Below are 26,496 nucleotides of genomic sequence, written 5' to 3'. Positions count from 1 at the left end.
TAGCAACTGACAACTTGCGTACCCTCGCTCTCGACATTGGCAACACGGCCGTGAAGTACGGCTGCTTCGAGCACGATGTGCTGCTGGAGTCGGCCAGCGGGCAGACCCGGGCGCAGGTGCACGCGGCTGTGGCGCGGCTGCAGCCCGAGCACCTGGTGCTGGCTTCGGTGGCCGAACCCACCGCCGGCTGGGCCGCCGACCTGCGGGAGCTGGTGCCGGGCCGGGTGCTGGAGTTTGTGCCCGCCACTACGCCGCTGCCCATCGAAAACGCCTACGCCACGCCCCACACCCTGGGCGCCGACCGGCTGGCGGCGGCCGTGGGGGCGGCCTGGCTGCTGCCCGGCCGCCACGTGGTGGTGGTAGATGCCGGCACGGCCATCAAGTTTGACTTGGTGGAAAGCGGCCGGGTGTTTCGGGGCGGTAGTATTGCGCCGGGGCTGGCGCTGCGGTTTCGGGCGCTGCACGAGTTTACCGGTCGCCTGCCGCTGCTGGCGCCGCTGCCCGACCCAACCGCCGCCGTTGCCCTGACCGGCACCGATACGGCCGGGGCCATCCGCAGCGGCGTGCTGAACGGCGCCGTGGCCGAAGTGGCCGGCCTGCTGGCCGATTACTCGGCCCGGTATCCGGGGCTGGCGGTGGTGCTGGCCGGGGGCGACGCGCCATTTTTTCGCGCCCATCTGAAAGGACCTATCTTTGTTGTTCCGGAGCTGGTTTTACTAGGGCTCCACCGAATTTTAGCACACCATGTCGCAACTTAATTTTGCTGGTCTGGCCGGCGGTTTTTCGCTGCTGGGCCTGCTGGCTGCCACGCCGGGGGCGCTGGGCCAGAGTCAGGGCCTGGGCAACTCGCCTTATTCGCGCCTGGGGCTGGGCGACGCCAGCCTGAACCTGGGCGGCGTGCGGCAGATGGGTATGGGTGGCACGGGCGTGGCCGCTCCCAACGGCACCAACGTCAACGAGCTGAACCCGGCGCTGCTCTACTACACCAACCGCACCACGTTTGAGGCAGGCTACACCGGCCAGTTTAAAACCCTGCGCAACGACGCCACCAGCCAGCGCACCGGCACCGGCACGCTGGGCTACGTGGCGCTGGCCGTGCCCATCAGCCGCAGCTGGGCCGGCGCCATCGGCCTCAAGCCCTACACCACCGTCGATTACGAGTCGCGGACGCTGGACAACAGCGTGGCGGGCGACCCGATGGCCCAGCTGGAGCGCCAGTACAAGGGCAACGGTGGCCTGGCCGAAGCCTACATGAGCCACGCCGTGCGGCTGCGCAAAAACCTGGTGGTGGGCGTGTCGGCGGCCTACGTGTTCGGCAGCATCAACCAGGAAGCCAGCACCCGCGTGGGCACCGAAACGCTGCCGCTGGTGCTCAATGGCCGCTCGATCTACGAGCAGCAGGTGCACTATTCCGACTTCGCCTTCCGCTCGGGCATACACTACCGCGGCAAACTAACCGACAAGCTCAACTACAACCTGGGCGGCGTGTACAGCTTCCGCAGCAAGCTCAACGGCGACCGGAGCCGCAACATTCTGCGCGAAGATGCTGATGGCGCACTCATCAACGCCACGCCGCTCAGCAAGGACGAAAAGGGCAAAGCCACGGTGCCCGCCCTCACGCAGGTGGGCCTGAGCCTCGACAACAACCGTAACTGGAGCGTGAGCCTCGATGGCGGCCTGCAGCAATGGTCGCAGTTCAAGTCGTTCGGCGAGGAAGGCGGCCTGTCGGGCGTGCCGCTGAGCAACACCTACCGCGGCGCTATTGGCGGCGAGCTGACGCCCGACCCGACGTCGGTTGACCACTATTTCAAGCGCGTAACGTACCGCGCCGGCCTGAGCGTGGCCCAGCTGCCCTACCGCCCCGGCGGCAACGTGCTGCTCGACCGCTCGGTGAGTTGGGGCTTCGGCCTGCCGCTACCCTCGGCTTCGGCCCTCGATGCCACGACCATTAGCTTGGGCTTCACCTATGGGCAGCGCGGCAACACCGATGTGCTGCAGCTGGACAATAACGGCACCGAGCGCAACGTGAAGGAAAGCTACATCCGGATGCAGCTGGGCGTGACGCTCAACAACCGCTGGTTTATCAAGCGCCGGATTGAATAGAGGAAGAATTTTGAATTATACATTTTGAATTACGGGGGCCCTCGTTCTCAATTCCTGATTCAAAATGTATAATTCAAGATTCATAATTCACGATTCCCTCCAACGAATGATGGCAGGAAGAAACGTATGGGCCGGGCTGCTGCTGAGCGCGGCGTTGCTGAGCGCCAGCTGCCAGAAGGCCGACGAGGTGGCGGCCAAGCCCATCGACTACCAGGGCCCGACCATCGAAACCCGCAACGTGTTGATGCTCGTCAGCGACTCGGCCCGGCTGCGCGTGCGCCTGAAAACGCCGTTGAAGCAGGATTTTGAGTCGGGCGACCAGCTTTACCCGGAGGGCCTGGAACTGACGTTTATGGACAAGGAAGGCCAGATGGTGGTGAACACCATTACTGGCAAATACGGCCGTTTCGAGCGCAACAAGGGCCTGTACACCATGCGCGGCGACGTGCGGGTGACCAACGTGCCCAAGCAGCAGCGTATGAACACCGAAGAAGCCTTCTACGACCAGAACAAAGCCAGCATCTACACCAAGCCCGAAACCGAAATCAAGGTGACGACGCCCACCGAGGTGCTCACCGGCCGGGGCCTGACGGCCAACCAGGATTTTTCGCGCTACCGCATTCTTACGCCCACTGGCGTGTTCAGCATGCAGGAATCGGGCGCGGCCCGCGCTGCGCCCGCCCCCGATTCTGCTAAAGCCCCGCAACAATGAAACGATTCTGGGACCCCGGCATCAGCCAGACGCTACTGTTCGTGTTTGGCGTGTTCACGTTCGTCGTGGCCGCGTTTCGCACGCTGGTAGTCGGCGGTATGACCGGTCTCTACGAAAACTACTGGCTGTTTATGGTGTCGTTTGGCTGCGTGATTGGGCTGCGCTACCTGCGCCAGCGCCAGAAGGAGGACGACCTGCGGGCCGCCGATGAGCGGGAGGCTGAGCTGCGCCGGCAAAAGCGGCCGGCCGGCAAAGGCGCCCGCAAGCCCAAGAAGCGCAAGTAGTACGCCCTGGGGCCGGCCCAACGAGCCCTGGGCGGCCGGCAGCGCCTATCTGACAGAGAATGTACCAAATGACCGGCATTTTTGGTTATTTTGCGCCTCATTCACCATTTTCTACCCGCGCTTTTTTTCAAGTTCATGGCATTAATTAATACAATCCGCGAAAAATCGGGTTGGGCAGTTGGCGCTATCGTCATCGGCCTGCTCTTTTTTATGGTGGGCGGCGACCTGTTTACGGGTCAGAACAGCTTCTTTGGCCGCTCCGACCGCTCGGTGGGGGAAATTGCGGGCCAGAAAATTGACTACGACGAATTCAACGCCACCCTGGAGCAGGCCAAGCAGGCCTTCGTGCAGCAGCAGGGCCGCCAGCCCGACGAGCAGGCCATGGGCTACCTGCGCGAGCAGGCCTGGAACCAGCTGCTCTACCGCATTGCCTTCCAGAAGCAGTTCGATAAGCTGGGCCTTACGGTAACCGACGACGAGCTGACCGACATGGTGCAGGGCAACAACGTGCACCCCAGCATCCGCCAGGCCTTCACCGACTCGACCGGCCAGTTCGACGTGCTGCGCGTGAAGGAGTACCTGCGCAACCTCGATAAGATGGACCCGCAGGCGCAGGCCGCCTTTGCCAACTTCGAGCAGAACCTGCGCCCCGAGCGCCTGGGCCAGAAGTACACCAACCTGCTCAAGATGAGCACCTACGTAACCTCGGCTGAGGCTAAGCGCTTCAACGAGAGCCAGCAGGCCCAGGTGAGTCTGCGCTACCTGTTCGTGCCCTACTTCGCCCTCTCGGATTCGAGCGTGAAAGTAACCGACGAGCAGCTGCAGGCCTACATCGATAAAAACCAGGGCCGCTACAAAGTAGAGGACGGCCGCAGCATCGAGTACGTAACCATTCCGGTAGCGGCCTCGGCCGACGACAGCACCGAAATCGGCAAAACGGTAAACGAGCTGGCCACCCAGTTCGCCGCCGCTCCCGCCGACTCGCTGTTCGTGAAGCTCAACTCCGACAACCCCACGCCTCCGGCCTACCTCACGGCCGCCGACATGCCCGAGAAGCTGCGCGAGCAGCTGCCCCTACAGGTGGATAAAGTGTACGGCCCTTACGCCGAAAACGGCACCTACTCGCTTTACAAGGTAACGGGCCAGAAAACCGGCGACCAGGCCGCGGCCCGCGCCAGCCACATCCTCATCAAGGCCGAAGGCGCCACGCCCGAAGCCGATGCCGCCGCCAAGGCCAAGGCCACCGAGGTGCTCAACAAAATCAAGGGCGGCGCCGATTTCGCTGCCATGGCCCGTCAGTACGGCTCGGACGGCACCACCGCCACCGGCGGCGACCTGGGCTGGTTCCAGCAGGGCCGCATGGTGCCCGAGTTCGAGAAGGCCGTGTTCGGCGCTACTTCGCCCGGCCTGCTGCCCAACCTCGTGAAAACCTCGTTTGGCTACCACATCATCAAGGTAACGGCCGCGCCCACCAAGCAGACCTACCGCGTGGCCACCGTGCAGAAAAGCATTCAGCCCACCGAGGGCACCCGCGACGCAGCCTACAACAAGGCCCAGGAGCTGAAAGGCCAGGCCACCGACTTCGAGTCGTTCCGCAAAGCCGTAGCGGCTGATAAGAGCCTGCAGAAAACCGAAGCCAAGAACCTGGGCCGCGGCGACCAGGCCGTGAACAACCTGCAGGATGCCCGCGCCCTGGTGCGCTGGGCCTACGGGGCCGACGACTCGGATGGCCCCGGCGCCAAAAACGTGGGCGACGTGTCGCGCGTGTTTGAAATCGGCGACGCCTACGTGGTAGCCGTGCTGACCGGCGAGCGGGAGAAGGGCACGGCCGATCTGGCCAGCATCAAGCCCGAAATTACCGCCCTGGTGCGCAACGAGCTGAAGGCCGAGCAAATCAAGCAGAAGCTGAGCGCCGCCAAAGGCAGCACGCTGGAGCAGATGGCCCAGGCCTACGGCCCCGCCGCCCAGGTAAAAACCGCCGACAACGTGGTGCTGGGCCAGAGCATGATTGCCGGCGTGGGCAGCGAACCAACCGCCGTGGGTCGCGCCTTTGGGCTGAAAGTGGGCCAGAAGTCGGCCCCGCTGGCCGGCGAGCAGGGCGTGTTTGTGGTGGAGCCCACCAGCATTCAGCCCGCCCCCGCTACCACCGATGTAGCCGCCGCCCGCCAGCAGCTCACGGCCCAGCGCACGGCCCGCACCGACGGCCTCATCTTCGAGGCCCTCAAGCAGCACGCCGACGTAAAAGACAACCGCGCCAGATTCTTCTAGCCTGCCAAAGCTGGTTTAGTGAGAAGAAAGGGCCGTACCTTCGGGGGCGGCCCTTTTTTTGTGCGTGAATCAGCGCCTCACCATCCCGGCACTTTCCGGCCGCTTCAACTCGTTAGCTCTGCATGAAAAAGCCATTGTCTGGAGTGCGTGGAATGATAGGCGGCGCCGGCTTGCTGGCTTTGCTGACGGTGGCCGTGCCAGCTGCCCGGGCTCAGGTGCGCGAAGACAGCAACATTCAGCTGGCCCGCGAGTACGAGCGCAAGGGCGAGCACGAGAAGGCCGCCTACCTGTTTGGCCGCCTGCGCACCGACGAGCAGACGGCCCCCAATGTGCTGCCCGATTACCTGGCCGCCCTGCAGGCCCTCAAGCGGACCAAAGACGCCGAGAAGCTGGTGAAGCGCGCCATCAAGCAGCGCGCCCAGGACCAGACGCTGGGTGTAACGCTGGGCCTGATTTCGGCCGCGGCCGGCGACTCGTCGGCGGCTACCAAGCAGTGGGAACGGGTCGTGCAGCTGCTCAACCCCGATCAGGTAGTGCCCGTGGCGACCAGCTTTCAGCAGGCCAATCTGCCCGCCTGGACGGTCCGCACCTACCTGCGCGGCCGGCAGCTGGCGGGCAACGAAACCGAGTATGCGCCCCAGCTTATCGGTCTGTATACCCAGCAGGGCCAGACCGACAAAGTGCTGGTGGAAACCCTGCGCCTGGTGCAGGATGATGAGCAGCAACTGCCCTTTGTGCGCAACATGCTCCAGAACAGCCTGCAGGATGAAGCCGCCTTCGCCACCCTCGAAAAGGAGCTGCTGACGCTGGTGCAGCGCAACCCCGACCGCGCCGTGTACAGCGAGCTGCTGCTGTGGCTGCAGGTACAGCGCCGCGACTTTACCGGGGCCCTGGTGCAGGCCAAGGCCCTCGACCGCCGGGCCCGCACCGGGGGCCGCCGGGTGCTGCAGGTGGCCGATATTGCCAGCCGCAACCAGGATTACGAAAACGCCATTGCCGGCTTCGAATACATCACCCGCGAGTACGCGGGCCAGCCATTTTATTCCCTGGCTCGCCAGCGCCTAGTGCAAACCCGCGAAGACCAGGTACGCAACACCTACCCCGTAAACCAAACCCAGCTGCGCGGGCTGTTAAAGGAGTACGAGCAGGTACTCACCGACCTGGGCCGCACCCCCGAAACGGCGCCCGTGCTCCGCAGCATGGCCGCGCTACTAGCCTTCCAGCTCGGCGAGCAGGAGCCGGCCATGAAGCTGCTGAACGAGGTAATTACGATGCCCCGCGCCGGCCTCGACGTGGTGGACCAGGCCAAAATCGACCTGGCCGATATTTACCTGCTGCGGGCTGAGCCCTGGGAGGCTACGCTGCTGTATTCGCAGGTCGAGAAGTCGCACAAGGACACCCCGCTGGGCTACGACGCCAAGCTGCGCAACGCCCGCCTGAGCTACTTCGCCGGCGACTTCAAGCTGGCCAAGTCGCACCTCGACATCCTTAAGCAGGCCACCACCCGCGAAATTGCCAACGATGCCATGCAGCTCAGCCTGCTCATCACCGACAACACCGCCCAGGACACCTCGGGCGTGGCCCTGCGCGACTACGCCGCCGTCGAGCAACTCGTGTTCCAGAACAAGCTGCCCGAAGCCCTGCGCGGCCTCGATGCGCTGCTGGTGAAATACCCCGGCCACGCCCTGCAGGACGAAGCCTGGTACCTGAAGGCCCAGCTGCAGCGCCGCACCAGCGACTACGCCGGGGCCCTGGCCACGCTGGAGCGCATCACGGCCAACCCCAAGTACGATGTGCTCAGCGACGACGCCCTGTTTATGGCCGCCAGCATTCAGCAGGAAAACCTGCAGGACCGCGACAAGGCCCAGCAGCTTTACCAGCAGCTCATCACCAAATACCCCGGCAGCATCTACGTGGCCGAAGCCCGCAAACGCTTCCGCCAGCTGCGGGGCGACGGGGTGTAGGGTCAGGAATTATCCGGAAATCGTGCTATTCTGTGGTCGTTTGGGTACTTTTGAAGAAGGCCGGCTTTTGCGGTCTGTTTGATACCTGCTTCAGAGATGCTAGAAAAACGATGGATTCGCAAGCCCGCCCCCGACGCGGCGCAGGTGGCGCAGCTAACTCAGGCGTTGGGCGTGAACGAGGCCATTGTGCGGCTGCTGTGCCAGCGCGAAATCGGCACATTTGAGCTGGCCCGCAGCTACTTCCGGCCCGACCTGAGCCAGCTCCACGACCCACTGCTGATGCGCGACATGGACCGCGCCGTGGCCCGGCTGGTGCAGGCCCTGCACGGTGGCGAGCGGGTGCTGGTGTACGGCGACTACGACGTAGACGGCACGACCTCCGTAGCGCTGGTGTACAGCTACCTGCTCCGGTTTTTCGGCCCCGCGCGCATCGATTACTACATTCCCGACCGCTACAAGGAAGGCTACGGGGTATCGGAGGCCGGTATTGACTTCGCCCAGGCTGAGGGCTTCCAACTCATCATTGCCCTCGACTGCGGGGTGAAATCGGTGGATAAGGTGGCCTACGCCAACAAGCGGGGCGTCGACTTCATCATCTGCGACCACCACTTGCCGGGCGCCGAGCTGCCGGCCGCCGTGGCCGTGCTCGACCCCAAGCGCGCCGACTGCGACTACCCATTCAAGGAGCTGTGCGGCTGCGGCGTGGGCTTCAAGCTGATGCAGGCCTTCGCTGAGCACCAGGGCCTGCCCGAAACCGACCTCTACGAGCTGCTGGACCTGGTAGCCGTGGCCATTGCCGCCGACATCGTGCCTATTTATGGTGAAAACCGCACCCTGGCTTTCCACGGCCTGCGCCTGCTGAATGACCGCGTCCGCGCCCAGCGCGCTGGTTTTGCGGCGTTGCGCGAGCTGGCCGGCCTGCGCGAAACCGAGTTGAGCATCACCCATTTAGTGTTTGGCTTTTCGCCCCGCATCAACGCCGCCGGCCGCATGGGCGACGCCAAGCGGGCCGTGGCCATGCTGCTGGCCGACAGCGCCGAAGCCGCCAAGGAAAAGGCCGGGGTCGTCGACAAAACCAACCAGGAGCGCCGCAACGTCGACACCAGTACCGCCAAGGAGGCGCTGGCCATGATTGAGGACGACGCCGCCCTGCAAGCCGCCCGCAGCACCGTGCTTTTCAAGCCCGACTGGCACAAGGGCGTGGTGGGCATCGTGGCCTCGCGCTGCATCGATAAATACTACCGGCCCACCATTATCCTCACCGAAAGTAACGGCAAAGCCACCGGCTCGGCCCGCTCGGTAATCGGCTTCGATGTGCATCAGGCCATTGAGGAGTGCGCCGAGTTGCTCGACCAGTTTGGGGGCCACAAGTACGCTGCCGGCCTCACCATGCCGCTCGAAAACGTAGCCGCTTTTCAGCAGAAATTCGAGCGCATCGTGGCCGGCCGCATCACACCCGAGCAGCTCATCCCGCCCGTTGAGGTGGATGGCACGATTGCGCTGCACGACATCACGCCCTCCTTCCAGCGGCTGCTGAATCAGATGGAACCCTTCGGCCCCGGCAACGCCAACCCGGTTTTCGCCTCCGAAAACGTAACCGCCGCCCCCGATTCGGCGCGCATCGTGGGCAACGGCCACCTCAAACTCGCCCTCACCCAGGACGGGGGCCGCCACCGCCTCGAAGCCATCGGCTTCAACATGAGCGACCACCTGGAGCGCATTCAGGGCGGCGAGCCGTTTAGTGTCTGCTACAACGTGGAAATCAACGAATTTCGCGGCGTAAAATCGTTGCAGCTTAGGCTGAAGGATATCCGCTGGGAATAAGAGTAAATAAATAGCTGGGTGAATGCGTAAGATTGCCCGGCAGCCCCAGCGGGGCAGCATATCGGTAGCAGGACGGGCCAACTCAGTAGGTTTTAAAGCCCCAGCGGGGCGATATAATCGGTTGGATGGATTATGTCGCCCCGCTGGGGCTTTGCTGGTAGGTAAGCCAAATGTCTACCGATATATTGCCCCGCTGGGGCTGCCGGGCAATCTTACGCATTCACCCAGCCACTTCACTCCATCTCACCTTCGCACCCACCATACCCAGGCCATGAGCACCAGTTGCAGCGGCAGGCGCAGCCAGAGGGCCCAGTCGGGCACGGCCATACCCGCGCCGTGGCTTTGCAGCATGTACACGTTGGCCGGAAACACGGCCACCAGCAGCGCCAGCAGGCTCCAGGCGGCCCAAAGCCGGGTGGCGGGCACCAGCAAACCCAGCGCCCCGGCAATTTCGGCCGCGCCGCTGAGCTGCACCAGCAGCAGCGGGTTGGGCAGGTAGGGCGGCACGATGCGCACGAACCCATCGGGCCGCAGGAAGTGCAGGATGCCCGCCGTGAGGAAAAACAGGGCCAGCACGAGGCGGGCAGGTTCTTTGAGGTTCATTGAGTCCGAAGCAAGATGCAAAGGAACGTCATTCAGAGCGCAGCGAAGAATCTCGCGTGCTGACGTTACAACAGTAATCCAACGTCAGCACGCGAGATTCTTCGCTGCGCTCTGAATGACGTTCATACACTACGTACCTTCGTGGGGTCGTTAGCCTGCTATGCTACTGTGTATATGAAATTCCTGCCCCTGGCCCTTGGCCTGACGCTCACTGCTACCACTGCGGCCCTGGCCCAGCAGCCCGCCGGCTACCGCATCAACCTCGATTTTGCCCGCGTAGCCAACGACCGGGTGAAAGTGGTGGTGAATACGCCCGTCATTCTGGAGGAGCAGGCCACGTACGTGATGCCCGCGGTGGTGCCCGGCTCGTACTCCAAGAAGGATTACGGCCGTTTTATCACCAGTTTCAAGGCTTTCGATAAGAACGGCAAGGCCCTGAAAGTGCGCAACGACGGGCCCAACCTGTTCGTCATCAGCAACGCCCGGCAGCTGGCCCGCCTCGAATACCTCGTCGACGATACCTGGGACGCCAAGCAGGACGACCAGTTCATCTTCCAGCCGGGCGGCACCAACATCGACGCCGGTCGCAGCTTCACTCTCAATCACTACGGGTTCTACGGCTACTTCGAGGGCTACAAGCTGCAGCCCTACGAGGTGAGCATCGCCAAGCCCGCCGACCTCTATGGGGCCACCGCGCTGCTCGTGCGCCGCGAATCGGCCACCCGCGACGTGCTCACGGCCCCCGACTACGTAACGCTGGCCGACGGCCCGGTGCTCTACGCCCGGCCCGATACGGTCAGCTTCAGCACCGGCGGGGCCCGGATTTCGGTGGCGGTGGTGTCGGAAACCGGCGCCGTGAAGGCGGCCGAAATCAGCCGGATGCTGCGGCCCATGTCGGAGGCTTTGACCAAATACTTTGGGAAGATGCCGGTGCCGCGCTACCAGTTCCTGTTCTACTTCCCCAGCCTCGATTCGCCGCTCAGCAGCGAGAAGGGCGGCTACGGGGCCATGGAGCACAGCTACTCCTCGCTCTACTTCCTGCCCGAAATACCCGACCCGGCCCGGCTGCAAAGCATGGTGCTGGAGGTGGCCTCGCACGAGTTTCTGCACATGCTGGCCCCGCTCAACATCCACTCGCGCGAAATCGGCGACTTCGACTTCCGGAGCCCCAAAATGTCGCAGCACCTGTGGCTGTATGAGGGCGTAACCGAGTACGTGGCCCAGCAGGTGCAGGTGCAGGCCGGCCTGATTTCGCCCGCCGAATTTCAGGAGCGCATGAAGGCCAAAATCGACAAGGCCGACACCTACGGCCCGCCGGTTTCGTTTACTGAGATGAGCCGCCGCATCCTGGAGCCGCCCTATAAGGACATGTACGAAAACGTGTACAACAAGGGCGCGCTGCTGGGTTTGCTGCTCGATATTCGGCTGCGCGAGCTGAGCCAGGGCCGCCAGACCCTGCGCGACGTGCTGCTGGCCCTGCGCGAGAAGTACGGCCCCACCCGCTCTTTCGACGACGACGCGCTCATCCCCGAAATCGTGGCCCTCACCAGCCCCGAAATCGGCACCTTCTTCCGCCGCTACGTGCAGGGTGCCGAGCCGCTGCCGCTGGCCGAGTACTTTGGCAAGATGGGCTGGCGCTATCAGCCCACGGCCCCGGCGCGCATCAAGGCGTTCGGTAAGCTCGGTTTCGCCTACGACCAGAACCTCGACCAGTTCCGCGCCGCCCAAACCCAGGCCGACCAGAACGCTTTCGGTTTGGCCGAAGGCGACGTAATCGTGGCCGTGGACGGCCAGCCGCTGACTATGCAGAACGCCGAGCAGCTGCTGCGCCCCGTGGTAGAGCCCGCCACGGCCGCCGCGGTGCGCCTCAGGTTCCGGCACGGCAGCGGCCCGGTGCAGGAGCGCGAGGCGGTGCCTCGCGAGTTCGAGGTGGAAGTGAAAAACCTGGTCGAAACCCTGCCCACCGCCACGCCCGCCCAGCAGCAGCTCCAGCACGCGCTGCTGAAAGGGTAGGGGCGGGGGATAATAGTAATTTTGTCATCCTGAGCGGAGCGAAGGACCTATACAGAGGGTAACCTTGAAAGAAAATAGCTTCTGTCTAGGTCCTTCGCTCCGCTCAGGATGACATGGAGCTTCCCCCTTTTTGACTTCCCAATAAATGGTTCTTCGCGCTGAACACCTGGTAAAGAAGTACAAGGCCCGCACGGTCGTCAACGACATGAGCCTGCACGTGGAGCAGGGCGAAATCGTGGGGCTGCTGGGGCCGAACGGGGCGGGCAAAACCACCTCGTTCTACATGACGGTGGGCATGGTGAAGCCCAACGAGGGCAAGGTTTTCCTGGATGACCGCGACATCACCAAGCTGCCCATCTACCAGCGCGCCCGCCTCGGCATTGGCTACCTTGCTCAGGAGGCCTCCGTGTTCCGCGACCTGACGGTGGAGGAAAACGTGCTATCGGTGCTCCAGATGACCGATATGAGCAAGCAGGCCCAGCGCGACAAGGTGGAGGAATTGCTCAACGAGTTCAGCCTGACGCACGTGCGCAAAAACCTGGGCCGGGTGCTGAGCGGCGGCGAGCGGCGGCGCACCGAAATTGCCCGCGCCCTGGCCGTCGACCCCAAATTCGTGCTGCTCGACGAGCCTTTCGCCGGCGTCGACCCGATTGCCGTAGAGGAAATCCAGGGTATCGTGGCCAAGCTCAAGCACAAGAACATCGGCATCCTCATCACCGACCACAACGTGAACGAAACGCTCAGCATCGTGGATAGGGCCTACCTGCTCTTCGAAGGCAAGCTGCTCAAAGCCGGCACCGCCGAAGAGCTGGCCGCCGACGAAATGGTGCGCCGCGTGTACCTGGGCAAGCATTTCGAGCTGAAGCGGAAGGTGTAATTTTAGAGCTTAGAAGTGAGAATCAAGAGCTTAGAAATTAAAGCCTAAAACTGAGAAAATACTGGTAATATGGTTTTTTCTCTCGGCATAAATTTGCGCCCTCTGCGCGAATTCTCAATCAAATGAACGAGCGAATACCAGTTAATCTGTCAGTTCATTGAGGCTCTAAGCTCTAACATCTAAGTTCTAATCTCTAAATAATGATTGGCACCGTACTGACCTGGGCCGTGCAGCGCCGGCTGGCCAGCATCGAGCACTTCCGCCGCCACCCGCACGAGGTGCAGCAGCAGCAGTTTCGGGCGCTGCTGCGCACCGCCCGCGGCACCGACTGGGGGCGCCGCTACGGCTACGCCGACGCACTTTCAGCTCGCGAGTTTGCCCAGCGCGTGCCCGTGAGCAGCTACGAGGAGCTGTATCCCGAAATTGAGCGGGTGCTGCGGGGCGAGGCCGACGTGCTGTGGCCCGGCCGGGTGCAGTGGTTTGCCAAGAGCAGCGGCACCACCAACGCCCGCAGCAAGTACATTCCCGTCACCCGCGCCTCGTTGCACGAGGGCCACTACCGCGCCGGCCGCGACATGACGGCCCTGGCCACCCTGCACTACCCCGGAATCGGCATCCTGAGCGGTAAAACCCTGTCGCTGGGCGGCACCCACGGCCCCAACCCACTACGGCCCGAAGCCCCCGGTACCCGGGCCGGCGACGTGTCGGCCCTGATTATGCAGAACCTGCCCGCCTGGGCCGAGTTCGTGCGCACCCCGCCGCTGGAACTGGCCTTGCTCGACGAGTGGGAGGAGAAGATTGAGCGCATCGCCCGCCACATTTTGCGGGCCGATGTGCGGGTGCTGGCCGGCGTGCCCACCTGGATGATTGTGTTGCTGCGCCGGGTGCAGCAACTGGCCGGCACCGACGATTTGCACGCCATCTGGCCCCAGCTGGGCTTATTTCTGCACGGCGCGGTGGCTTTCGGGCCCTACCGCGAGCTGTTCCGCCAGCTTATCCCGAGCCCCAGTATGCACTACCTCGAAGTGTACAACGCCTCCGAAGGCTACCTGGCCGTGCAGGATGAGCCGGGCTCCGAGGACCTGTTGCTGCTGCTCGACCACGGCATTTACTACGAGTTTCTGCCCCAGGACCAGTGGGACGAGGCCGAGCCGCAGGCCATCGGGTTGGATGAGGTGGAGCTGGGCCGCACCTACGCGCTACTCATCAGCACCAACGCCGGTCTGTGGCGCTACAAAATCGGCGACACGGTGCGCTTTACCAGCCTGGCGCCCTACCGCATCCGCATCTGCGGGCGCACCAAGCACTTCCTCAATGCCTTCGGCGAAGAAGTGGTAATCGAGCACGCCGATGCCGCCGTAGCCGCCGCCTGCCAGGCCACCAACACCACCGTCGGCGACTACACGGCAGCGCCCATCTACTTTGCCGAAGGCGCAGGCAACTCCCGCGGCAGCCACCAGTGGCTCATCGAGTTCACCCGCCCACCCGCCGACCCGGCCCATTTCACGGCCGTGCTCGACGACACATTGCGCCAGCTCAACTCCGACTACGACGCCAAGCGCCACCGTGACCTAGCCCTCACGCCGCCCAGGCTTACCGTGGCTCCGGCCGGTACGTTTGGGCGCTGGCTGGCCAGCCGGGGCAAACTCGGCGGCCAGCACAAAGTGCCCCGGCTCAGCAATTCGCGCGAGTTGCTGGACGAAATCCTTTCACAACTAAATAATTAGTTGTAACTATCGGCAGCTAATTCTCTCTGCCGATGCGTTGCCGCTTTACTTCTGTTCAAGTCTTGGTACTAGCCACGGCGCTGCACGGTATGGTCGGTTGCGCCCACGCGCCCATCTGCTTCTGGTCGCGCAACCGTTTCGACCGGCAAGACCAGCGCCACGGCCCCTGGCGCGGCTACCTCGATGCCCATGAGCGGCATTTACTCAGCAAAGGGCGCTACCGCCACGGCCGCGAGGTGGGCCGCTGGCAGTATTTCAGCCCCACCGGCCAGCCCGAGCGCACCGAGCGGTTTCACCGCCACCCCGCCGACCTCATCACCCTGACCTTGTATCATCCTAACGGCCAGGTGGCCAAGCAGGGACAGGCGCGGCTGCAGTTGGGGGAGCAGAGTGACCATTTTTTCTGGTTTGGCGAATGGCGCTGCTACGACGCCACGGGCCGGCCGCTGCCGTCGGAATACTACCGCAATGGCATCCGGGTCGCTACTCCGCTGGTATCACCGGTGCAATAAAGATGCAGTTGGACAGCTGCGAAGTAGGATAATTCGGTTCGAAAGAAGGCGGCTTTGCAACCGCGCTAAATCCGCTAGTGCGCTGAGATACGTACGTTAAGGCGCGTCGCAGCTCGTTCGGCCCGGTTGTTTTCCGGACGAGTCCGTTGGATTATAAGCGGACAATCTCCTATATTCCGCTTTGTTTTAGCTCAGGATGTAAACCAAACTGCTCCTCATGCCCACTGCTACTACTGTTCTTGCTCCATCTTCCAGCCGGCGCCGGCGACGCTCCAGCAGCTATGTGCGGCTGGAAGCGACTAAAAAGGCAGAAGACCGCGCTAACTATATTACAGCGGGCGTCATGGGCCTTATCGTTACGGCGCTGCTGGTGAGCCTAGGCTTCATCGCCTTCGGGCTGGCCGGCTAGCACGCAACTTAACCGCCCGACGTTCCCACCGTACCCGCATTGGTTCGGTGGGGGCGTTGGGCTGCTACTACTACTGCTATTCCTGGAACAGATTGCCGAGCAGGCCGCCGCTTTCCTTGCCGGCGTTGCCGCCGGCCGGAGCCAGAGCCTGAATAAGCTTTTTGACGGGCATAGATTGCAGCCAAACCCGGCCGGTGCCGCGCAACGTAGCCAGCATCAGCCCCTCACCCCCAAAAATCATAGACTTTAGGCCGCCGGCGCGGGCGATGCTGAAGTCGATGCCCGGCTCGAAGGCTACTACGCAGCCGGTATCCACGCGCAGCAGCTCGTTGTTGAGACGCTTTTCGATGATGGTGCCGCCGGCGTGCACGAAGGCGTTGCCGTCGCCGGTTATTTTCTGCAGAATGAAGCCTTCACCCCCGAAAAAGCCTGCACCCAGCTTCGAGTTGAGGTGCAGGCTGATTTTGGTGCCCCGGGCGGCGGCCAGAAAGCCGTCCTTCTGCACAATCAGGCCCTGCGGCAAATCGCGCAGGTTGAGCGCGATGATGGTGCCGGGGTAGGGGGCCGAGAAGGCCACGTGGGCTTTGCCCGAGCCGCCGCGGTGCGTGAAGTGCGTCATGAACAGCGACTCGCCCGTGAGCAGCCGCGTGCCGGCCGAAAACAGCTTGCCCATCAGGCCCTGATTGACTTCCGAGCCGTCGCCCATCTTGGTTTCGAAGGCAATGGCCTCACTCATGTACACCATGGCCCCGGCCTCGGCAATCACCGTTTCGTTGGGGTCGAGCTCTACTTCGAGCACCTGAATGTCGTTGCCAATAATCTTGTAGTCGATTTCGTGGGACTGCATAGCGCGGGGTGGGCCAGATTGATGGAAGGAAGTTCAAGTATAGCCAAAGATGAATAAACAGCGGCGCTATTCGTCCTCGTCGTCGGCTACCTCGTCCTCATCCACTTCCTTGCCTTTGGCGTTGGCTTTGGGCTTTTTATTCTTGGCCTCGGTGCTGCTACGGCGCACAAAATCCTCCTCCGACTCCTCCACTTCTTCAATGGGCAGGTCGTCTTCCTCCTCCTTCTCGCCGAAAGCGCCGTCGCGGTTCACCAGCTTTTTATCGCGCACGTGGCGGTTGAGGAACTTGTTGATTTCCTCGATGGAGTAGTTGGAGGTGATTTCGCCCAGCGGGTTCACCTTGATTTCGAAGCCTTCGAGCTCCTTATGTACCCGGGCTTTCTTTTCGGGCTCCTCTTTTTTGCTTTTCGACTTAGCGGGTTTCTTAGCCATAATAGTTGCGGGGCAGTGGAAGTAAACGGAAGCGCGCCGGCCCAACGCCCGCGCCCTGTAGGTACGCAGCCCCCGGCGCGAAGGATATGCCGCCGCCCACCACGCAAAAGCCCGCCCGACAGTTCGTCGGGCGGGCTTTTACTATTCGGTAAGCCGGGAAGTGCTAGGCTGCGGGCAAGGCTACAACAGCCGCCTGAATCCGCTCGGCGGTTTCCTGCGGGCCCAGGATGTGCATGATGTGCATCAGGTCGGGGCCGGCGGCGGCGCCCGTTACGGCCACGCGCAGGCTCTGGAGCACCTGCCCAATTTTCAGGCCCTGGCTTTCCACCACCTGGGTCAGCAGCGCTTTGATGTCGTCGGGCGAAGCGTCGGTAGCGGCGGGCAGCTGGGCGGCAAACGCGGTCAGGGCGGCGGCTACCGGCGCGTTCCACTTCTTGCTGATCACCTGCTCGTCGTAGCTGGTCGGGCGCTCGAAAAACAGCTGGGCCTCCCGGGCCAGATCGGCCGGGAAAGTGGCGCGCTCCTTTACCAGGCCGGCAATCTGGGTGGCTTTGTCGGTGTCAACCGTCAGGCCCTGCTTTTGCAGGTCGTCGATGAGGTATTGGGCCAGCTCGGCATCGGGCTTGGCGCGCAGGTACTGCTCGTTGTACCAGCGCACCTTGTTCTGGTCGAAGCGGGCCGGCGACTTGCTCACGCGCTCAATCGAGAAGTTCTCAATCAGCTCGTCCATGGTAAACAGCTCCTGAGCCGTGCCGGGGTTCCAGCCCAAAAAGGCCAGGAAGTTGATGAACGCCTCGGGCAGGTAGCCCGCCTCGCGGTAGCCGCTGCTCACGGTGGGCTGGCCGTCGGCGTCGGTGCCGTGGAATTCGAGCGGGAACACCGGGAAGCCGAGCTTGTCGCCGTCGCGCTTGCTGAGCTTGCCGGTGCCGTCGGGCTTGAGCAGCAGCGGCAGGTGGGCAAACTGCGGCATGGTGCTTTCCCAGCCCAGATAACGGTACAACAGCACGTGCAGCGGCGCCGAAGGCAGCCACTCCTCGCCCCGAATCACGTGCGTGATTTCCATCAGATGGTCGTCCACGATGTTGGCCAAATGGTAGGTCGGCATGCCGTCGGACTTCATCAGCACCTTGTCGTCGATGGCCGACGAGTGCACGACCACCCAGCCCCGGATCAGGTCCTGGAAGCGTACTTCCTCCTTGCGGGGCACTTTCAGGCGGATAACGTAGGGCGTGCCGGCGGCCAGCAGCTGCTCCACTTCCTCGGCGGGCAGCGTGAGCGAGTTGCGCATCTGGGCCCGCGTGATGCTGTTATACTGCGGGTTGGGCACTTTGGCGGCCGTCAGGCGGGCGCGCATAGCGTCCAGCTCCTCGGGCGTATCGAAGGCGTAGTAAGCGTACCCATCCTTGATGAGCTGGTCGGCGTACTGGCGGTACATGGGCTTCCGCTCGCTCTGGCGGTAGGGGGCGTGGGGGCCGCCCTGCTCGATGCCTTCATCAATTTCGATGCCGCACCAGCGCAGCGAGTCCATAATGTACTGCTCGGCGCCGGGCACGAAGCGGTTCTGGTCGGTATCCTCGATGCGCAGCAGCATCTTACCGCCCAGCTTGCGGGCCAGCAGGTAATTGTAGAGCGCGGTGCGCACGCCGCCGATATGCAGCGGGCCGGTGGGGCTGGGCGCAAAACGCACCCGTACTTCTCTTTCCATACGTTGGTTGTGCGGCTTTATTCAGGTTGAGAAACCGCGCTGCAAAGGTACGAAAGGTGAAATGGTGAGCTGGTGAAATAGTGAGCTGATGTTCTGAGGGCCTTGGCGGCGCGGTTTGCGCGGTTTAACACGGGCGCGTTATAAGGTCCGCCTGAACGTTAACTCACCAGTTCACCATCTCGCCAACTCACCTCATTCCACCACCAGCCCGAACTTGGTGAGTAGGCCCGGCAGGCTTTCGAGGGCGAAGCGGGCGCCTTTTACTTCGTTGAGGGCCGGATCGAGCTGCAGGTGGCGGGCGGTGCGCAGGTCGGCGCCGGTCAGGGTGGTGTTCTCGAATGAGGTGCCCGCCAGGTCGCAGTCGGCAAATATGGCGTTGGTGAGGTCGGTATCGGCGAAATCGGCTTCCCGCAGCGAGCAGCCCTCGAAGCGGGTGTTGGCTAGTAGCTTGCCCCCGAAAACGGCGTAATCCAGCTGGCAACGGTCGAAGTGGACGCCGAACAGCAGGTCGCGGCAGGCGGTGAACTGCAGGCCCAGCAGCTTGCAGCCGTCGAAGGCCACGTTCTGCAGGCCGGTGTTGGCCAGCGAGGCCCCGGCCAGATTACAGTTCTCGAACCGGCAGTCGGTGAATCGTCGGCCGGCCAGATCGGCCTGGCTTAAATCGAAGCCGATAAAGTGAAACTGCTCGAATTCGCGCTGACCCACCAGGGCCGGGGGCAGGGCCCGGGTAAGCACGTTTTCGGGCGGAAAGTAGTCGGGACGGGCCAGGGCTTTGGCCGGCTTGCGGGGGCTGGGTCGGCGCATTATTCGCGGTTTCGGAAGCGCAGCCACAACAGCAGCCCCAGCAGCACCGCACCGCCTTTAATGGCCCAGGCTGCCTGTGGCCCCCAGGTGTAAATCCAGTCGAGCAGCGGAAACCGGAAGTTGGCCGGCAGCAGGTAGGGGGCCAGCATGGCTACCAGCCCCGCGCAGAATAGAAAAATGCCCAGCTCGCGCATGAGGTGAGATAGTGAGGTGGTGAAATAGTAAGCTGACGTTCGGAGGGCCTGACGGCCAGTGATAGGTCGGGTGAGGTAAGAGAAGTAGTTGCAACGAAACGGAAGCCGCGCGACCTATTAGGCCTCTCGCACGTCAAACTCACCCTTTCACTACCTCACCGTTTCACCCTTCCACCGCCACGCACGAAATTTCTACCTGCACATCTTTGGGCAGGCGGCTGACCTCGACGGTTTCGCGGGCGGGGGCGTAGTCGGCATCGAAGTAGCTGCCGTAGATGTCGTTGATGAGCCCGAAGTTGCCGAGGTCCTGCACGAAAATGCTGCACTTCACAATGTGGCGCAGCGTGAGGCCGGCCGCCGCCAGCACGGCCTGCAGGTTGTGCATAACCTGGTGCGTTTCGGCCGCCACGTCGCCGTTGCCCAGCAGCTGGCCGTTGCCATCCAGCGCAATCTGGCCCGAAACGTATACGGTGTTGCCGGCCCGGATGGCCTGGCTGTAGGGGCCGATGGGAGCGGGGGCCTGGGGCGAAAAAACGACGGTATGGGCCATAGCGGGAGCAGAAAACGGGGTGGGTAAACGAAAGAACTATCTTTGGGCTAAAGTAAGCCGAAAATCTATGCATCTGTTTATCGTGGGCGGCGAAACCGTCGAAACTGAGCTGCGTCGCAAGTTTGGTGAGGCGCACAACTACGACTTCTGCCCCGCCGACGCACTCGACCTGACGGCTCGCCTCGCCGCCGCCGACGTGCTCTTCGACCTGCGCGACTGGCCCGAGCTGCACTACGAGCAGCCCCGTCAGCCCCTGTTCTACGACACCACCGCCCGCAGTCTGGCCGAGCTGCTGCAAGGCGAAAGAGCTTCGCTCGGCCCCATATTTGGCCTCTGCGCCCTGCCCACGCTCCTCGACCGGCCGCTGTTGGAAGTTGCGCTTTATCAGGCCGAAGATGCCGATGCACTAGCGGCCCTCTGCGCCAAGCTGGGCACCGAGTACCGCCTCGTGGCCGACCGGGTAGGCCTGGTAACGCCGCGCATTGTGTGCATGATCATCAACGAAGCCTGCTACACGTTGCAGGAGGGCACGGCTTCGGTGCAGGATATTGACCTGGGCATGAAGCTGGGCACCAACTACCCCCGCGGGCCCTTCGAGTGGGCCAATGCCATCGGGGTGGCGCGGGTGTACGAAACGCTGGAGTGCCTCTATCATGACACCCACGAGGAACGCTACAAAGTCTGTCCGCTGCTGAAAACCATGTATCTGCGCGGCGAATCTTTCGAACTGTAAGCCCACGCAACGCTCCGCCCCAAACGCAAACTGCCGCCCCGGAGGCTTCCGGGGCGGCAGTTTGTATTCAGAACAAAAGCTAACGGCTCAAAAGGCTACTCCACCGTTACCGACTTAGCCAAGTTGCGGGGCTGGTCAACGTTGCAGCCGCGCATTACGGCAATGTGGTAGCTCAGCAGCTGCAGCGGAATTACCGACACGAGCGGCATCAGCACTTCACTGGTAGCGGGCACCTCAATCGTGAACTCGGCCATGGCCGGAATTACGGTGTCGCCCTCGGTTACCACGGCAATGATGCGGCCTTTGCGGGCCTTCACTTCCTGGATATTGCTGACCACTTTCTCGTACGAGCTGTCTTTGGTGGCAATAACCACCACCGGCATGTTCTCGTCGATGAGGGCAATGGGGCCGTGCTTCATCTCGGCCGCAGGGTAGCCCTCGGCATGGATGTAGCTGATTTCCTTGAGCTTAAGCGCGCCTTCGAGGGCTACGGGGAAGTTGTAGCCCCGCCCCAGGTACAGGAAGTTGCTGGCATCCTTGAAGATTTCCGAAATCTGCATGATTTCGGTGTTCAGCTCCAGTGCCTTCTCCACTTTGGCCGGAATGGTTTCCAGCTCCACCATCAGCTCGCGCAGACGGGTATCGGTGAGCGTGCCGCGCTTGTGACCCACAATCATGGCCAGCAGCGTGAGCACCGTTACCTGGGCCGTAAAGGCTTTGGTCGAAGCCACCCCGATTTCGGGGCCGGCGTGGGTGTAGGCACCGGCGTCGGTGGCACGGGCGATGCTGGAGCCCACCACGTTGCAGATACCGAAAATGGTGGCGCCGCGGCTCTTGGCCAGTTCCAGGGCGGCCAGCGTATCGGCCGTTTCGCCGCTCTGCGAAATAGCAATTACGATATCACGCTCGGTGATAACGGGGTTACGGTAACGGAATTCGGAGGCGTACTCCACTTCCACCGGCACCCGCGCCAGGTCCTCGAGCAGGTACTCGGCCACCAGGCCGGCGTGCCAGGAAGTACCGCAGGCTACAATCAGGATGCGTTCGGCATTCACAAACTTGCGCTCGTAGGCCCGCACGCCGCCCATGTTCAGGTGGCCGGCTTCCAATTCCAAGCGGCCGCGCATCGAGTCGAGGATGGAACGGGGCTGCTCGAAAATCTCCTTCAGCATGAAGTGCTCGTAGCCGCCTTTCTCAATGCGGTCCAGCTCCAGCGCCAGCTTCTGGATGTAAGGCGTCTGCTTCACATCCTCGCGGCTGCGCAGGTCCATCTCGCCATCCTTGATAACCACCAACTCGTAGTCGTTCACATACACCACGTCGCTCGTATACTCGATGATGGGCGTGGCGTCGGAGGCCAGGAAGAACTCGTTCTCACCGATGCCCACTACCAGCGGCGAGCCTTTGCGGGCCGCAATCAACTGGCCGGGGTTGTCCTTGCTCAGCACCACGATGGCGTAGGCACCCACCACCTCGTGCAGGGCCAGGCGCACGGCCTGCTCCAGCGAGCAGCTGTTCTGCTTCTGAATCTCCTCAATCAGGTTCACGAATACCTCCGTATCAGTATCGGAGTGGAATACGTGGCCCTGCAGTTGCAAGTGCTCCTTAAGGGCCGCGTAGTTTTCGATGATGCCGTTGTGGATGATGGCAATGCGCTCCGAGGTCGAGTAGTGCGGGTGGGCATTCACATCGTTCGGCTCGCCGTGGGTGGCCCAGCGGGTGTGGCCCATCCCGATGTTGGCGTGCGTATTCTTCTCGGCAATGAAGTTTTCCAGCTCGGCTACCTTGCCCTTCTTTTTGTATACACTGAGCGTTTCGCCATCGAGCAGCGCCACGCCGGCCGAATCATAGCCCCGGTATTCGAGCCGGTGCAAGCCTTTGAGAATGATGGGGCAGGCCTCACGGTGCCCGATGTAAGCAACAATTCCGCACATAGTAGTCGACGGGGTTCAGAGCCGGAGCTCAAAGAAAAAAGTATAAGACAAAAGTAGGGCGACACAGGCAAAGGCCGTGCCGCCCTGAGGCCGGTTAGCAACCAGCGCTCCTACTGGAGCTTGGAGTAGTATACGCGCAGCCGGATGTTGTTGGCATCCAACTGGGCACGGTTCAGGTTAAGGCTAGTCACCACAGTTTTCAGCGGTGACCCAAGTGGCAGACCTTGTTCGTTGCGCAGAGTTGGCGAGAGTAGCAACCCCGAAGGCCGCTCCTCACCCGCGTTAAAACGGTTCTGCAGGTAATTCTCGAGGTATTGGGTGATACCAACTCTGTAATACTGCGTTGGATTTTGTCCAAATGGTACGAGCGCCGAGGCCGGATAGCCTACACCAACAGAAGAAGGCAGAAACCCCCCACCATTGGCCGTCTGGACCGCTTCTTCCTGCTGCACCAGCCGGTCGACGGTGGAGGCACCATTCTGGCGGGTCAGAATCCGGTTGGCGTCGTCTACTTCATACAGGTAAAGCGCCGACGGATACGGAAACAGTCCGTTGCTGAGCTGCCGAACGGGAATAAGCAACTCGGCCCGGTTGATGGCCTGGGTAGGCTTGTCGCGTAGCGCCTCCAAGCCTTCAAATTCCAGCCGGGTGTTCAGCCCCACGCCTTCCTGCACGTAGGTCAGGCCGTTGGTGGCGGTGGAGGACAGCGGGTTTTGGGGCGTCAGGCCGGCCAGCGCACCGCCGGCTAGGTCGGTGGTGAGTTGGGTGAAGTAGCGCCCATCGGTGAACGAGCCAGCCTGGGAAGGCGGCGAAATGTTGGCCAGATACAGCGAATAGGTACGCACCGTATCGTTGGTGCCCGCCCGGAAGTAGAACGTAACGACGTTAATCGTTTTGGTGGCCGCCCGCGGAATGCTGATGATGTTGCCCGTGTGGTTCTCAGAAGGCCGCAGTAACACGCCCTTCCAGAGCCCGTCGAGGGTGCTTTGGTTGAAGCCGGGGTTAGCCGTCATGGCCGCAAAGACCGATTTCACCAGCGGTGCGGCCCCGCTCGACTTGAGCAGCGGAATCCGGATAGTGCGTTGCGGCGAAGATGCGCTGACGCTATCGGAGGGAGAGTTGGTTGGCAGCCGCACAGCGTTGTCCCTATTCAGCACAGCCTTGAAGTTGCTCACCAGCGGCTCACCCGTGGCCACCGTAGTAGTCGAGTTGTACACTGTCCGCTCATCAAGCGGCTGCTGTAGCGGCAGTACATCAAGCGCCAGCGGCAGCACGGCCGAACCGTACACCTGATCGAAGGCCAGCGTGAACACCGCCGAATCGAGGCGGGGGTTCTCATACTTGGCTGGCAGATCCTTGAGCGGCGAAAGAGACGGGACTACCAGCAGGTTCAGCGCGGCAGCGGCCGTAGTGGTACCCACGAACGAGTCGCGCACGCGGCCCACCAGCGCACTGTTGGATTTCACGGTTTGTACCACCGGCTGGCGCACCGTGGAAGCCTTCAAGGGCAAATCGAGGTATTCGGCCGAAATAGGCGAGGTGCCGGGCAGATCCAGGCCCAGGTCATTGGCTTTTTCGCAGCCGCTGGTCAGGCCCAGCAACGAAATACCGAGCAGAGAAACCGACGCAAGTCGGCCGGCGCTAGTTGGCCAGTTCATTATAGAGCGCGTAGTAAGAGGTCAGCAGGTCGTCGTCGGCGGCTACCTGTTCGATTTGCTTTTTGGTCGAGTACTCGGAGAACAACGCTTCCATCTTCTCGCTGAAACCCTCATCGGATTTAACTACGGTATCGGCGTACTCCATGCCCATCTTGATGAAGCCGCCGAAATCGGCCGTTTTCAGCGAGGCCAGCATGTCATCGTTGATGTCGAGCATCTTGGCTTTTTCCACGATGTCAGCGTCAAATTTGAAGTCAAACTCGTTGCTGTAAATCGTGAATACCGATTTGGCGTCCTTGAAAATCGGGTCCTTCTTGTAAGTCGTTTTCAGGTACATCGGAATCAGGCCCGTCATCCAGTCGTTGCAATGCACGATATCGGGAGCCCAACCGAGTTTTTTTACGGTTTCGAGCACGCCTTTGCAGAAAAAGATGGCCCGCTCGTCGTTATCCGAGTGAAACTTATCGTTCTTGTCAACCAATACCGATTTGCGGTGGAAATAATCTTCATTATCAATGAAGTACACCTGCAGCTTGGCGTTGGGAATAGAGGCTACCTTAATGATGAGCGGCTTTTCGTCTTCGCCCACGGCAATGTTGATGCCCGAGAGGCGCACCACCTCGTGCAGCCGGTTTTTGCGCTCGTTGATAATGCCAAAACGGGGCACAAAAATGCGGATTTCCATCCCCATTTCCTGCATTCCCTGCGGCAGGCGCCGCAAAAACTCCGCTACCTTGGTGGTCTGCAAAAACGGGTCAATTTCCGTGGCAGCATAGAGTATTTTCAACTTCGACATAAATGGTCAGTTGGGGTTATTGAAGGAGGGCAACACTTTGGGATGCACAAAATTAAGCATTTTTGAGGGAAATTTCATTCTAGTCCGCCTTCCGGCCCCTTGCCTGGCCGCCTTTACTTTATGCAGATACTCACGACCGCTGCCGCGTTGCAAGCCCACACCGAAAACTGGCGCCGGGCCGGCCAACGCATTGGCTTGGTGCCCACTATGGGTGCGCTCCACGAAGGCCATCTGCAGCTGGTGCGGGCCGCCGCCGCCGAGTGCGACGCAGTGGTAGCGAGTGTGTTCGTCAACCCAACCCAGTTCAACAACCCCGACGATTTCCGCCTCTACCCGCGCCTGCCCGACGCCGATGCGGCCCTGCTGGCCCCGGCCGGCTGCACGGCCTTGTTTCTGCCCTCAGTAGCCGAAATGTACCCCCATCCAGCCATCGTGCAGTTCGATTTCGGGCCGCTGGAACGGGTGATGGAGGGCGAGCACCGGCCCGGCCATTTCAACGGCGTGGCCACGGTGGTCAGCAAGCTGTTTCACCTAAGCCGGCCCCATCGCGCGTATTTCGGCCAGAAAGATTTTCAGCAGGTAGCCATCGTGCGCCAGCTCGTCAGCGACCTGGCCTTCGACCTGGAGCTGGTGGCCTTCCCAACGGTGCGCGAGGCCGATGGGCTGGCCATGTCGTCGCGTAACCGGCGGCTGAGCGCCGAGGCCCGGGCGCTGGCTCCGCGCCTTTATCAGAGCCTGCAGGCCGCCGCCGAACTCGTCCGGGCCGGGCAGGCGGCGCCGGCCGCCGTGCAGGCCGCCGCGCGCGCGCAGCTGGCCGCCGTGCCCGGCCTGGAACTGGAATACATAGCCGTAGCCGACGCCGACACCCTGCAGCCCCTCACGGAGTGGCATTCCGGCCGCGCCGTGGTGCTGTGCCTGGCCGCCCACCTCGGCGGCGTCCGGCTGATTGACAACGTGGTGATTGGGTGGTTTGGTGAGGAGGTAGAGTAACTGTCATCCTGAGCGCAGCGAAGGACCTAGCCAGAAGCTATTATTTGTGTTAGCCTCTATATAGGTCCTTCGCTGCGCTCAGGATGACAGTTACTCTACCTCCTCACCAAACCACCCAATCACCAAATCACCTTCCGTATCTTTGGGGCCTACATAGCTACTGTTGCTTTCGCACATGCATATCGAGGTTCTGAAGTCAAAGATTCACCGCGTTAAGGTCACCCAGGCCGAGCTGCACTACGTGGGCAGCATCACCATTGATGAGGACCTGCTCGACGCGGCCAACATGGTGGAAAACGAAAAGGTAACCATCGTCAATATCAACAACGGCGAGCGGTTCGAAACCTACACCATCAAGGGCGAGCGGGGTTCGGGCATGATTTGCCTCAACGGCCCGGCGGCCCGCCGCGTGGCCGTGGGCGACATTGTCATCATAATCTCGTACGCCCTGATTGACTTTGCTGAGGCCAAGGCCCACCAGCCCACCGTCATTTTCCCCGACCAGCACAACCGCGTGGCCTGATTTCTTTTGAGCTGTTAGCTGATAGCTATTAGCC

Annotated in this window: 25 protein-coding genes; 15 read left to right on the top strand and 10 right to left on the bottom strand. The window is 62.1% G+C overall.

Going from position 1 to position 26,496, the window contains the following annotated elements:
* Positions 1 to 14 precede the first annotated feature (14 nt).
* The 7 genes from H145_RS0113755 to recJ all read left to right on the top strand — a co-directional run bounded on the left by H145_RS0113755 (position 15) and on the right by recJ (position 9,155).
* Positions 15 to 758, top strand: coding sequence for a type III pantothenate kinase (locus H145_RS0113755; RefSeq protein ID WP_019948739.1), 744 nt, complete (start codon positions 15 to 17; stop codon positions 756 to 758).
* Positions 745 to 2,103 (top strand): OmpP1/FadL family transporter, encoded by a 1,359-nt coding sequence (locus H145_RS0113750; protein ID WP_019948738.1) that lies wholly within the window; start codon positions 745 to 747, stop codon positions 2,101 to 2,103. Before H145_RS0113755 ends, H145_RS0113750 begins: the two co-directional genes overlap by 14 nt.
* 106 nt (positions 2,104 to 2,209) lie before the next feature.
* Entirely contained in the window at positions 2,210 to 2,815 is a 606-nt protein-coding gene (lptC, locus tag H145_RS21345; protein ID WP_083937792.1) for an LPS export ABC transporter periplasmic protein LptC, read from the top strand.
* Complete coding sequence (locus H145_RS0113740) at positions 2,812 to 3,099, top strand: hypothetical protein (RefSeq protein ID WP_019948736.1); 288 nt, start codon at positions 2,812 to 2,814, stop codon at positions 3,097 to 3,099. The genes lptC and H145_RS0113740 overlap by 4 nt, the downstream gene beginning before the upstream one ends.
* 135 nt (positions 3,100 to 3,234) lie before the next feature.
* Entirely contained in the window at positions 3,235 to 5,367 is a 2,133-nt protein-coding gene (locus H145_RS0113735) for a peptidylprolyl isomerase (protein WP_026351516.1), read from the top strand.
* 152 nt (positions 5,368 to 5,519) lie between these two features.
* Positions 5,520 to 7,331: a tetratricopeptide repeat protein gene (locus H145_RS0113730; RefSeq protein WP_019948734.1), complete on the top strand. Its 1,812-nt coding sequence runs from the start codon at positions 5,520 to 5,522 to the stop codon at positions 7,329 to 7,331.
* Between the two features lie 96 nt (positions 7,332 to 7,427).
* The gene (gene recJ, locus H145_RS0113725; protein ID WP_026351515.1) at positions 7,428 to 9,155 is read left to right on the top strand and encodes a single-stranded-DNA-specific exonuclease RecJ; all 1,728 of its coding nucleotides are present in this window, start codon (positions 7,428 to 7,430) and stop codon (positions 9,153 to 9,155) included.
* A gap of 243 nt (positions 9,156 to 9,398) precedes the next feature.
* On the opposite strand, the gene H145_RS0113720 is transcribed toward recJ, so the two are convergent.
* On the bottom strand, positions 9,399 to 9,758 hold the full coding sequence (locus tag H145_RS0113720) for a DoxX family protein (RefSeq protein ID WP_019948732.1): 360 nt from the start codon (positions 9,756 to 9,758) through the stop codon (positions 9,399 to 9,401).
* Positions 9,759 to 9,932: 174 nt separating this feature from the next.
* Between H145_RS0113720 and H145_RS0113715 the strand changes: the two genes are divergently transcribed.
* The 5 genes from H145_RS0113715 (at position 9,933) to H145_RS24185 (ending at position 15,296) form a co-directional block, all read left to right on the top strand.
* A complete protein-coding gene (locus tag H145_RS0113715) occupies positions 9,933 to 11,771 on the top strand; it encodes a M61 family metallopeptidase (protein WP_019948731.1) in 1,839 nt (612 codons plus the stop codon).
* Between the two features lie 145 nt (positions 11,772 to 11,916).
* Positions 11,917 to 12,648: an LPS export ABC transporter ATP-binding protein gene (gene lptB / locus H145_RS0113710; RefSeq protein WP_019948730.1), complete on the top strand. Its 732-nt coding sequence runs from the start codon at positions 11,917 to 11,919 to the stop codon at positions 12,646 to 12,648.
* A gap of 200 nt (positions 12,649 to 12,848) precedes the next feature.
* On the top strand, positions 12,849 to 14,375 hold the full coding sequence (locus H145_RS0113705) for a GH3 auxin-responsive promoter family protein (protein WP_019948729.1): 1,527 nt from the start codon (positions 12,849 to 12,851) through the stop codon (positions 14,373 to 14,375).
* Between the two features lie 62 nt (positions 14,376 to 14,437).
* A complete protein-coding gene (locus H145_RS21340) occupies positions 14,438 to 14,887 on the top strand; it encodes a toxin-antitoxin system YwqK family antitoxin (RefSeq protein WP_019948728.1) in 450 nt (149 codons plus the stop codon).
* A gap of 217 nt (positions 14,888 to 15,104) precedes the next feature.
* Positions 15,105 to 15,296: a hypothetical protein gene (locus H145_RS24185; RefSeq protein ID WP_157541566.1), complete on the top strand. Its 192-nt coding sequence runs from the start codon at positions 15,105 to 15,107 to the stop codon at positions 15,294 to 15,296.
* A 76-nt stretch (positions 15,297 to 15,372) separates the two neighbouring features.
* On the opposite strand, the gene H145_RS0113690 is transcribed toward H145_RS24185, so the two are convergent.
* From H145_RS0113690 to H145_RS0113665, 6 genes are all read right to left on the bottom strand, one after another.
* Positions 15,373 to 16,143, bottom strand: a complete 771-nt coding sequence (locus H145_RS0113690; protein WP_019948726.1) for a TIGR00266 family protein — start codon at positions 16,141 to 16,143, stop codon at positions 15,373 to 15,375.
* A gap of 66 nt (positions 16,144 to 16,209) precedes the next feature.
* Positions 16,210 to 16,575, bottom strand: coding sequence for a hypothetical protein (locus H145_RS21335; protein ID WP_019948725.1), 366 nt, complete (start codon positions 16,573 to 16,575; stop codon positions 16,210 to 16,212).
* Positions 16,576 to 16,738: 163 nt separating this feature from the next.
* Positions 16,739 to 18,280, bottom strand: a complete 1,542-nt coding sequence (gltX, locus tag H145_RS0113680; protein WP_019948724.1) for a glutamate--tRNA ligase — start codon at positions 18,278 to 18,280, stop codon at positions 16,739 to 16,741.
* A 192-nt stretch (positions 18,281 to 18,472) separates the two neighbouring features.
* Positions 18,473 to 19,084: a pentapeptide repeat-containing protein gene (locus tag H145_RS21330; RefSeq protein ID WP_019948723.1), complete on the bottom strand. Its 612-nt coding sequence runs from the start codon at positions 19,082 to 19,084 to the stop codon at positions 18,473 to 18,475.
* Positions 19,084 to 19,278: a hypothetical protein gene (locus H145_RS21325; protein ID WP_019948722.1), complete on the bottom strand. Its 195-nt coding sequence runs from the start codon at positions 19,276 to 19,278 to the stop codon at positions 19,084 to 19,086. Before H145_RS21325 ends, H145_RS21330 begins: the two co-directional genes overlap by 1 nt.
* A 163-nt stretch (positions 19,279 to 19,441) precedes the next feature.
* Entirely contained in the window at positions 19,442 to 19,828 is a 387-nt protein-coding gene (locus H145_RS0113665; protein ID WP_019948721.1) for a RidA family protein, read from the bottom strand.
* A 67-nt stretch (positions 19,829 to 19,895) separates the two neighbouring features.
* On the opposite strand from H145_RS0113665, the gene H145_RS0113660 reads away from it, so the two are divergent.
* A complete protein-coding gene (locus H145_RS0113660) occupies positions 19,896 to 20,561 on the top strand; it encodes a 3-hydroxyacyl-CoA dehydrogenase family protein (RefSeq protein ID WP_019948720.1) in 666 nt (221 codons plus the stop codon).
* A gap of 95 nt (positions 20,562 to 20,656) precedes the next feature.
* Here H145_RS0113660 and glmS read toward each other — a convergent pair whose 3' ends face one another.
* The 3 genes from glmS to H145_RS0113645 all read right to left on the bottom strand — a co-directional run bounded on the left by glmS (position 20,657) and on the right by H145_RS0113645 (position 24,949).
* Positions 20,657 to 22,495, bottom strand: coding sequence for a glutamine--fructose-6-phosphate transaminase (isomerizing) (glmS, locus tag H145_RS0113655; RefSeq protein WP_019948719.1), 1,839 nt, complete (start codon positions 22,493 to 22,495; stop codon positions 20,657 to 20,659).
* Between the two features lie 110 nt (positions 22,496 to 22,605).
* Positions 22,606 to 24,153 (bottom strand): DUF4270 family protein, encoded by a 1,548-nt coding sequence (locus H145_RS0113650; RefSeq protein WP_083937791.1) that lies wholly within the window; start codon positions 24,151 to 24,153, stop codon positions 22,606 to 22,608.
* Positions 24,137 to 24,949 (bottom strand): glycogen/starch synthase, encoded by an 813-nt coding sequence (locus tag H145_RS0113645; protein ID WP_019948717.1) that lies wholly within the window; start codon positions 24,947 to 24,949, stop codon positions 24,137 to 24,139. The genes H145_RS0113650 and H145_RS0113645 overlap by 17 nt, the downstream gene beginning before the upstream one ends.
* A 120-nt stretch (positions 24,950 to 25,069) precedes the next feature.
* Here H145_RS0113645 and panC point away from each other — a divergent pair, with 120 nt between their 5' ends.
* Both panC and panD read left to right on the top strand, forming a co-directional pair.
* A complete protein-coding gene (gene panC, locus H145_RS0113640; RefSeq protein ID WP_033426252.1) occupies positions 25,070 to 25,939 on the top strand; it encodes a pantoate--beta-alanine ligase in 870 nt (289 codons plus the stop codon).
* Between the two features lie 175 nt (positions 25,940 to 26,114).
* Positions 26,115 to 26,462 (top strand): aspartate 1-decarboxylase, encoded by a 348-nt coding sequence (panD, locus tag H145_RS0113635; RefSeq protein WP_019948715.1) that lies wholly within the window; start codon positions 26,115 to 26,117, stop codon positions 26,460 to 26,462.
* Positions 26,463 to 26,496: the final 34 nt, after the last annotated feature.

Source organism: Hymenobacter aerophilus DSM 13606, assembly GCF_000382225.1.
Classification (GTDB): domain Bacteria; phylum Bacteroidota; class Bacteroidia; order Cytophagales; family Hymenobacteraceae; genus Hymenobacter; species Hymenobacter aerophilus.
The sequence above is the reverse complement of the archived record's forward strand: the minus strand, read 5'-3'. Positions and strand labels throughout refer to the sequence as shown.

Coding starts and splice junctions, on each gene's coding strand:
- H145_RS0113750 (WP_019948738.1), top strand. CDS start 745: ATGTCGCAACTTAATTTTGCTGGTCTGGCCGGCGGTTTTTCGCTGCTG.
- lptC (WP_083937792.1), top strand. CDS start 2,210: ATGATGGCAGGAAGAAACGTATGGGCCGGGCTGCTGCTGAGCGCGGCG.
- H145_RS0113740 (WP_019948736.1), top strand. CDS start 2,812: ATGAAACGATTCTGGGACCCCGGCATCAGCCAGACGCTACTGTTCGTG.
- H145_RS0113735 (WP_026351516.1), top strand. CDS start 3,235: ATGGCATTAATTAATACAATCCGCGAAAAATCGGGTTGGGCAGTTGGC.
- H145_RS0113730 (WP_019948734.1), top strand. CDS start 5,520: ATGATAGGCGGCGCCGGCTTGCTGGCTTTGCTGACGGTGGCCGTGCCA.
- recJ (WP_026351515.1), top strand. CDS start 7,428: ATGCTAGAAAAACGATGGATTCGCAAGCCCGCCCCCGACGCGGCGCAG.
- H145_RS0113720 (WP_019948732.1), bottom strand. CDS start 9,758: ATGAACCTCAAAGAACCTGCCCGCCTCGTGCTGGCCCTGTTTTTCCTC.
- H145_RS0113715 (WP_019948731.1), top strand. CDS start 9,933: ATGAAATTCCTGCCCCTGGCCCTTGGCCTGACGCTCACTGCTACCACT.
- lptB (WP_019948730.1), top strand. CDS start 11,917: ATGGTTCTTCGCGCTGAACACCTGGTAAAGAAGTACAAGGCCCGCACG.
- H145_RS0113705 (WP_019948729.1), top strand. CDS start 12,849: ATGATTGGCACCGTACTGACCTGGGCCGTGCAGCGCCGGCTGGCCAGC.
- H145_RS24185 (WP_157541566.1), top strand. CDS start 15,105: ATGCCCACTGCTACTACTGTTCTTGCTCCATCTTCCAGCCGGCGCCGG.
- H145_RS0113690 (WP_019948726.1), bottom strand. CDS start 16,143: ATGCAGTCCCACGAAATCGACTACAAGATTATTGGCAACGACATTCAG.
- H145_RS21335 (WP_019948725.1), bottom strand. CDS start 16,575: ATGGCTAAGAAACCCGCTAAGTCGAAAAGCAAAAAAGAGGAGCCCGAA.
- gltX (WP_019948724.1), bottom strand. CDS start 18,280: ATGGAAAGAGAAGTACGGGTGCGTTTTGCGCCCAGCCCCACCGGCCCG.
- H145_RS21330 (WP_019948723.1), bottom strand. CDS start 19,084: ATGCGCCGACCCAGCCCCCGCAAGCCGGCCAAAGCCCTGGCCCGTCCC.
- H145_RS21325 (WP_019948722.1), bottom strand. CDS start 19,278: ATGCGCGAGCTGGGCATTTTTCTATTCTGCGCGGGGCTGGTAGCCATG.
- H145_RS0113665 (WP_019948721.1), bottom strand. CDS start 19,828: ATGGCCCATACCGTCGTTTTTTCGCCCCAGGCCCCCGCTCCCATCGGC.
- H145_RS0113660 (WP_019948720.1), top strand. CDS start 19,896: ATGCATCTGTTTATCGTGGGCGGCGAAACCGTCGAAACTGAGCTGCGT.
- glmS (WP_019948719.1), bottom strand. CDS start 22,495: ATGTGCGGAATTGTTGCTTACATCGGGCACCGTGAGGCCTGCCCCATC.
- H145_RS0113650 (WP_083937791.1), bottom strand. CDS start 24,153: ATGAACTGGCCAACTAGCGCCGGCCGACTTGCGTCGGTTTCTCTGCTC.
- H145_RS0113645 (WP_019948717.1), bottom strand. CDS start 24,949: ATGTCGAAGTTGAAAATACTCTATGCTGCCACGGAAATTGACCCGTTT.
- panC (WP_033426252.1), top strand. CDS start 25,070: ATGCAGATACTCACGACCGCTGCCGCGTTGCAAGCCCACACCGAAAAC.
- panD (WP_019948715.1), top strand. CDS start 26,115: ATGCATATCGAGGTTCTGAAGTCAAAGATTCACCGCGTTAAGGTCACC.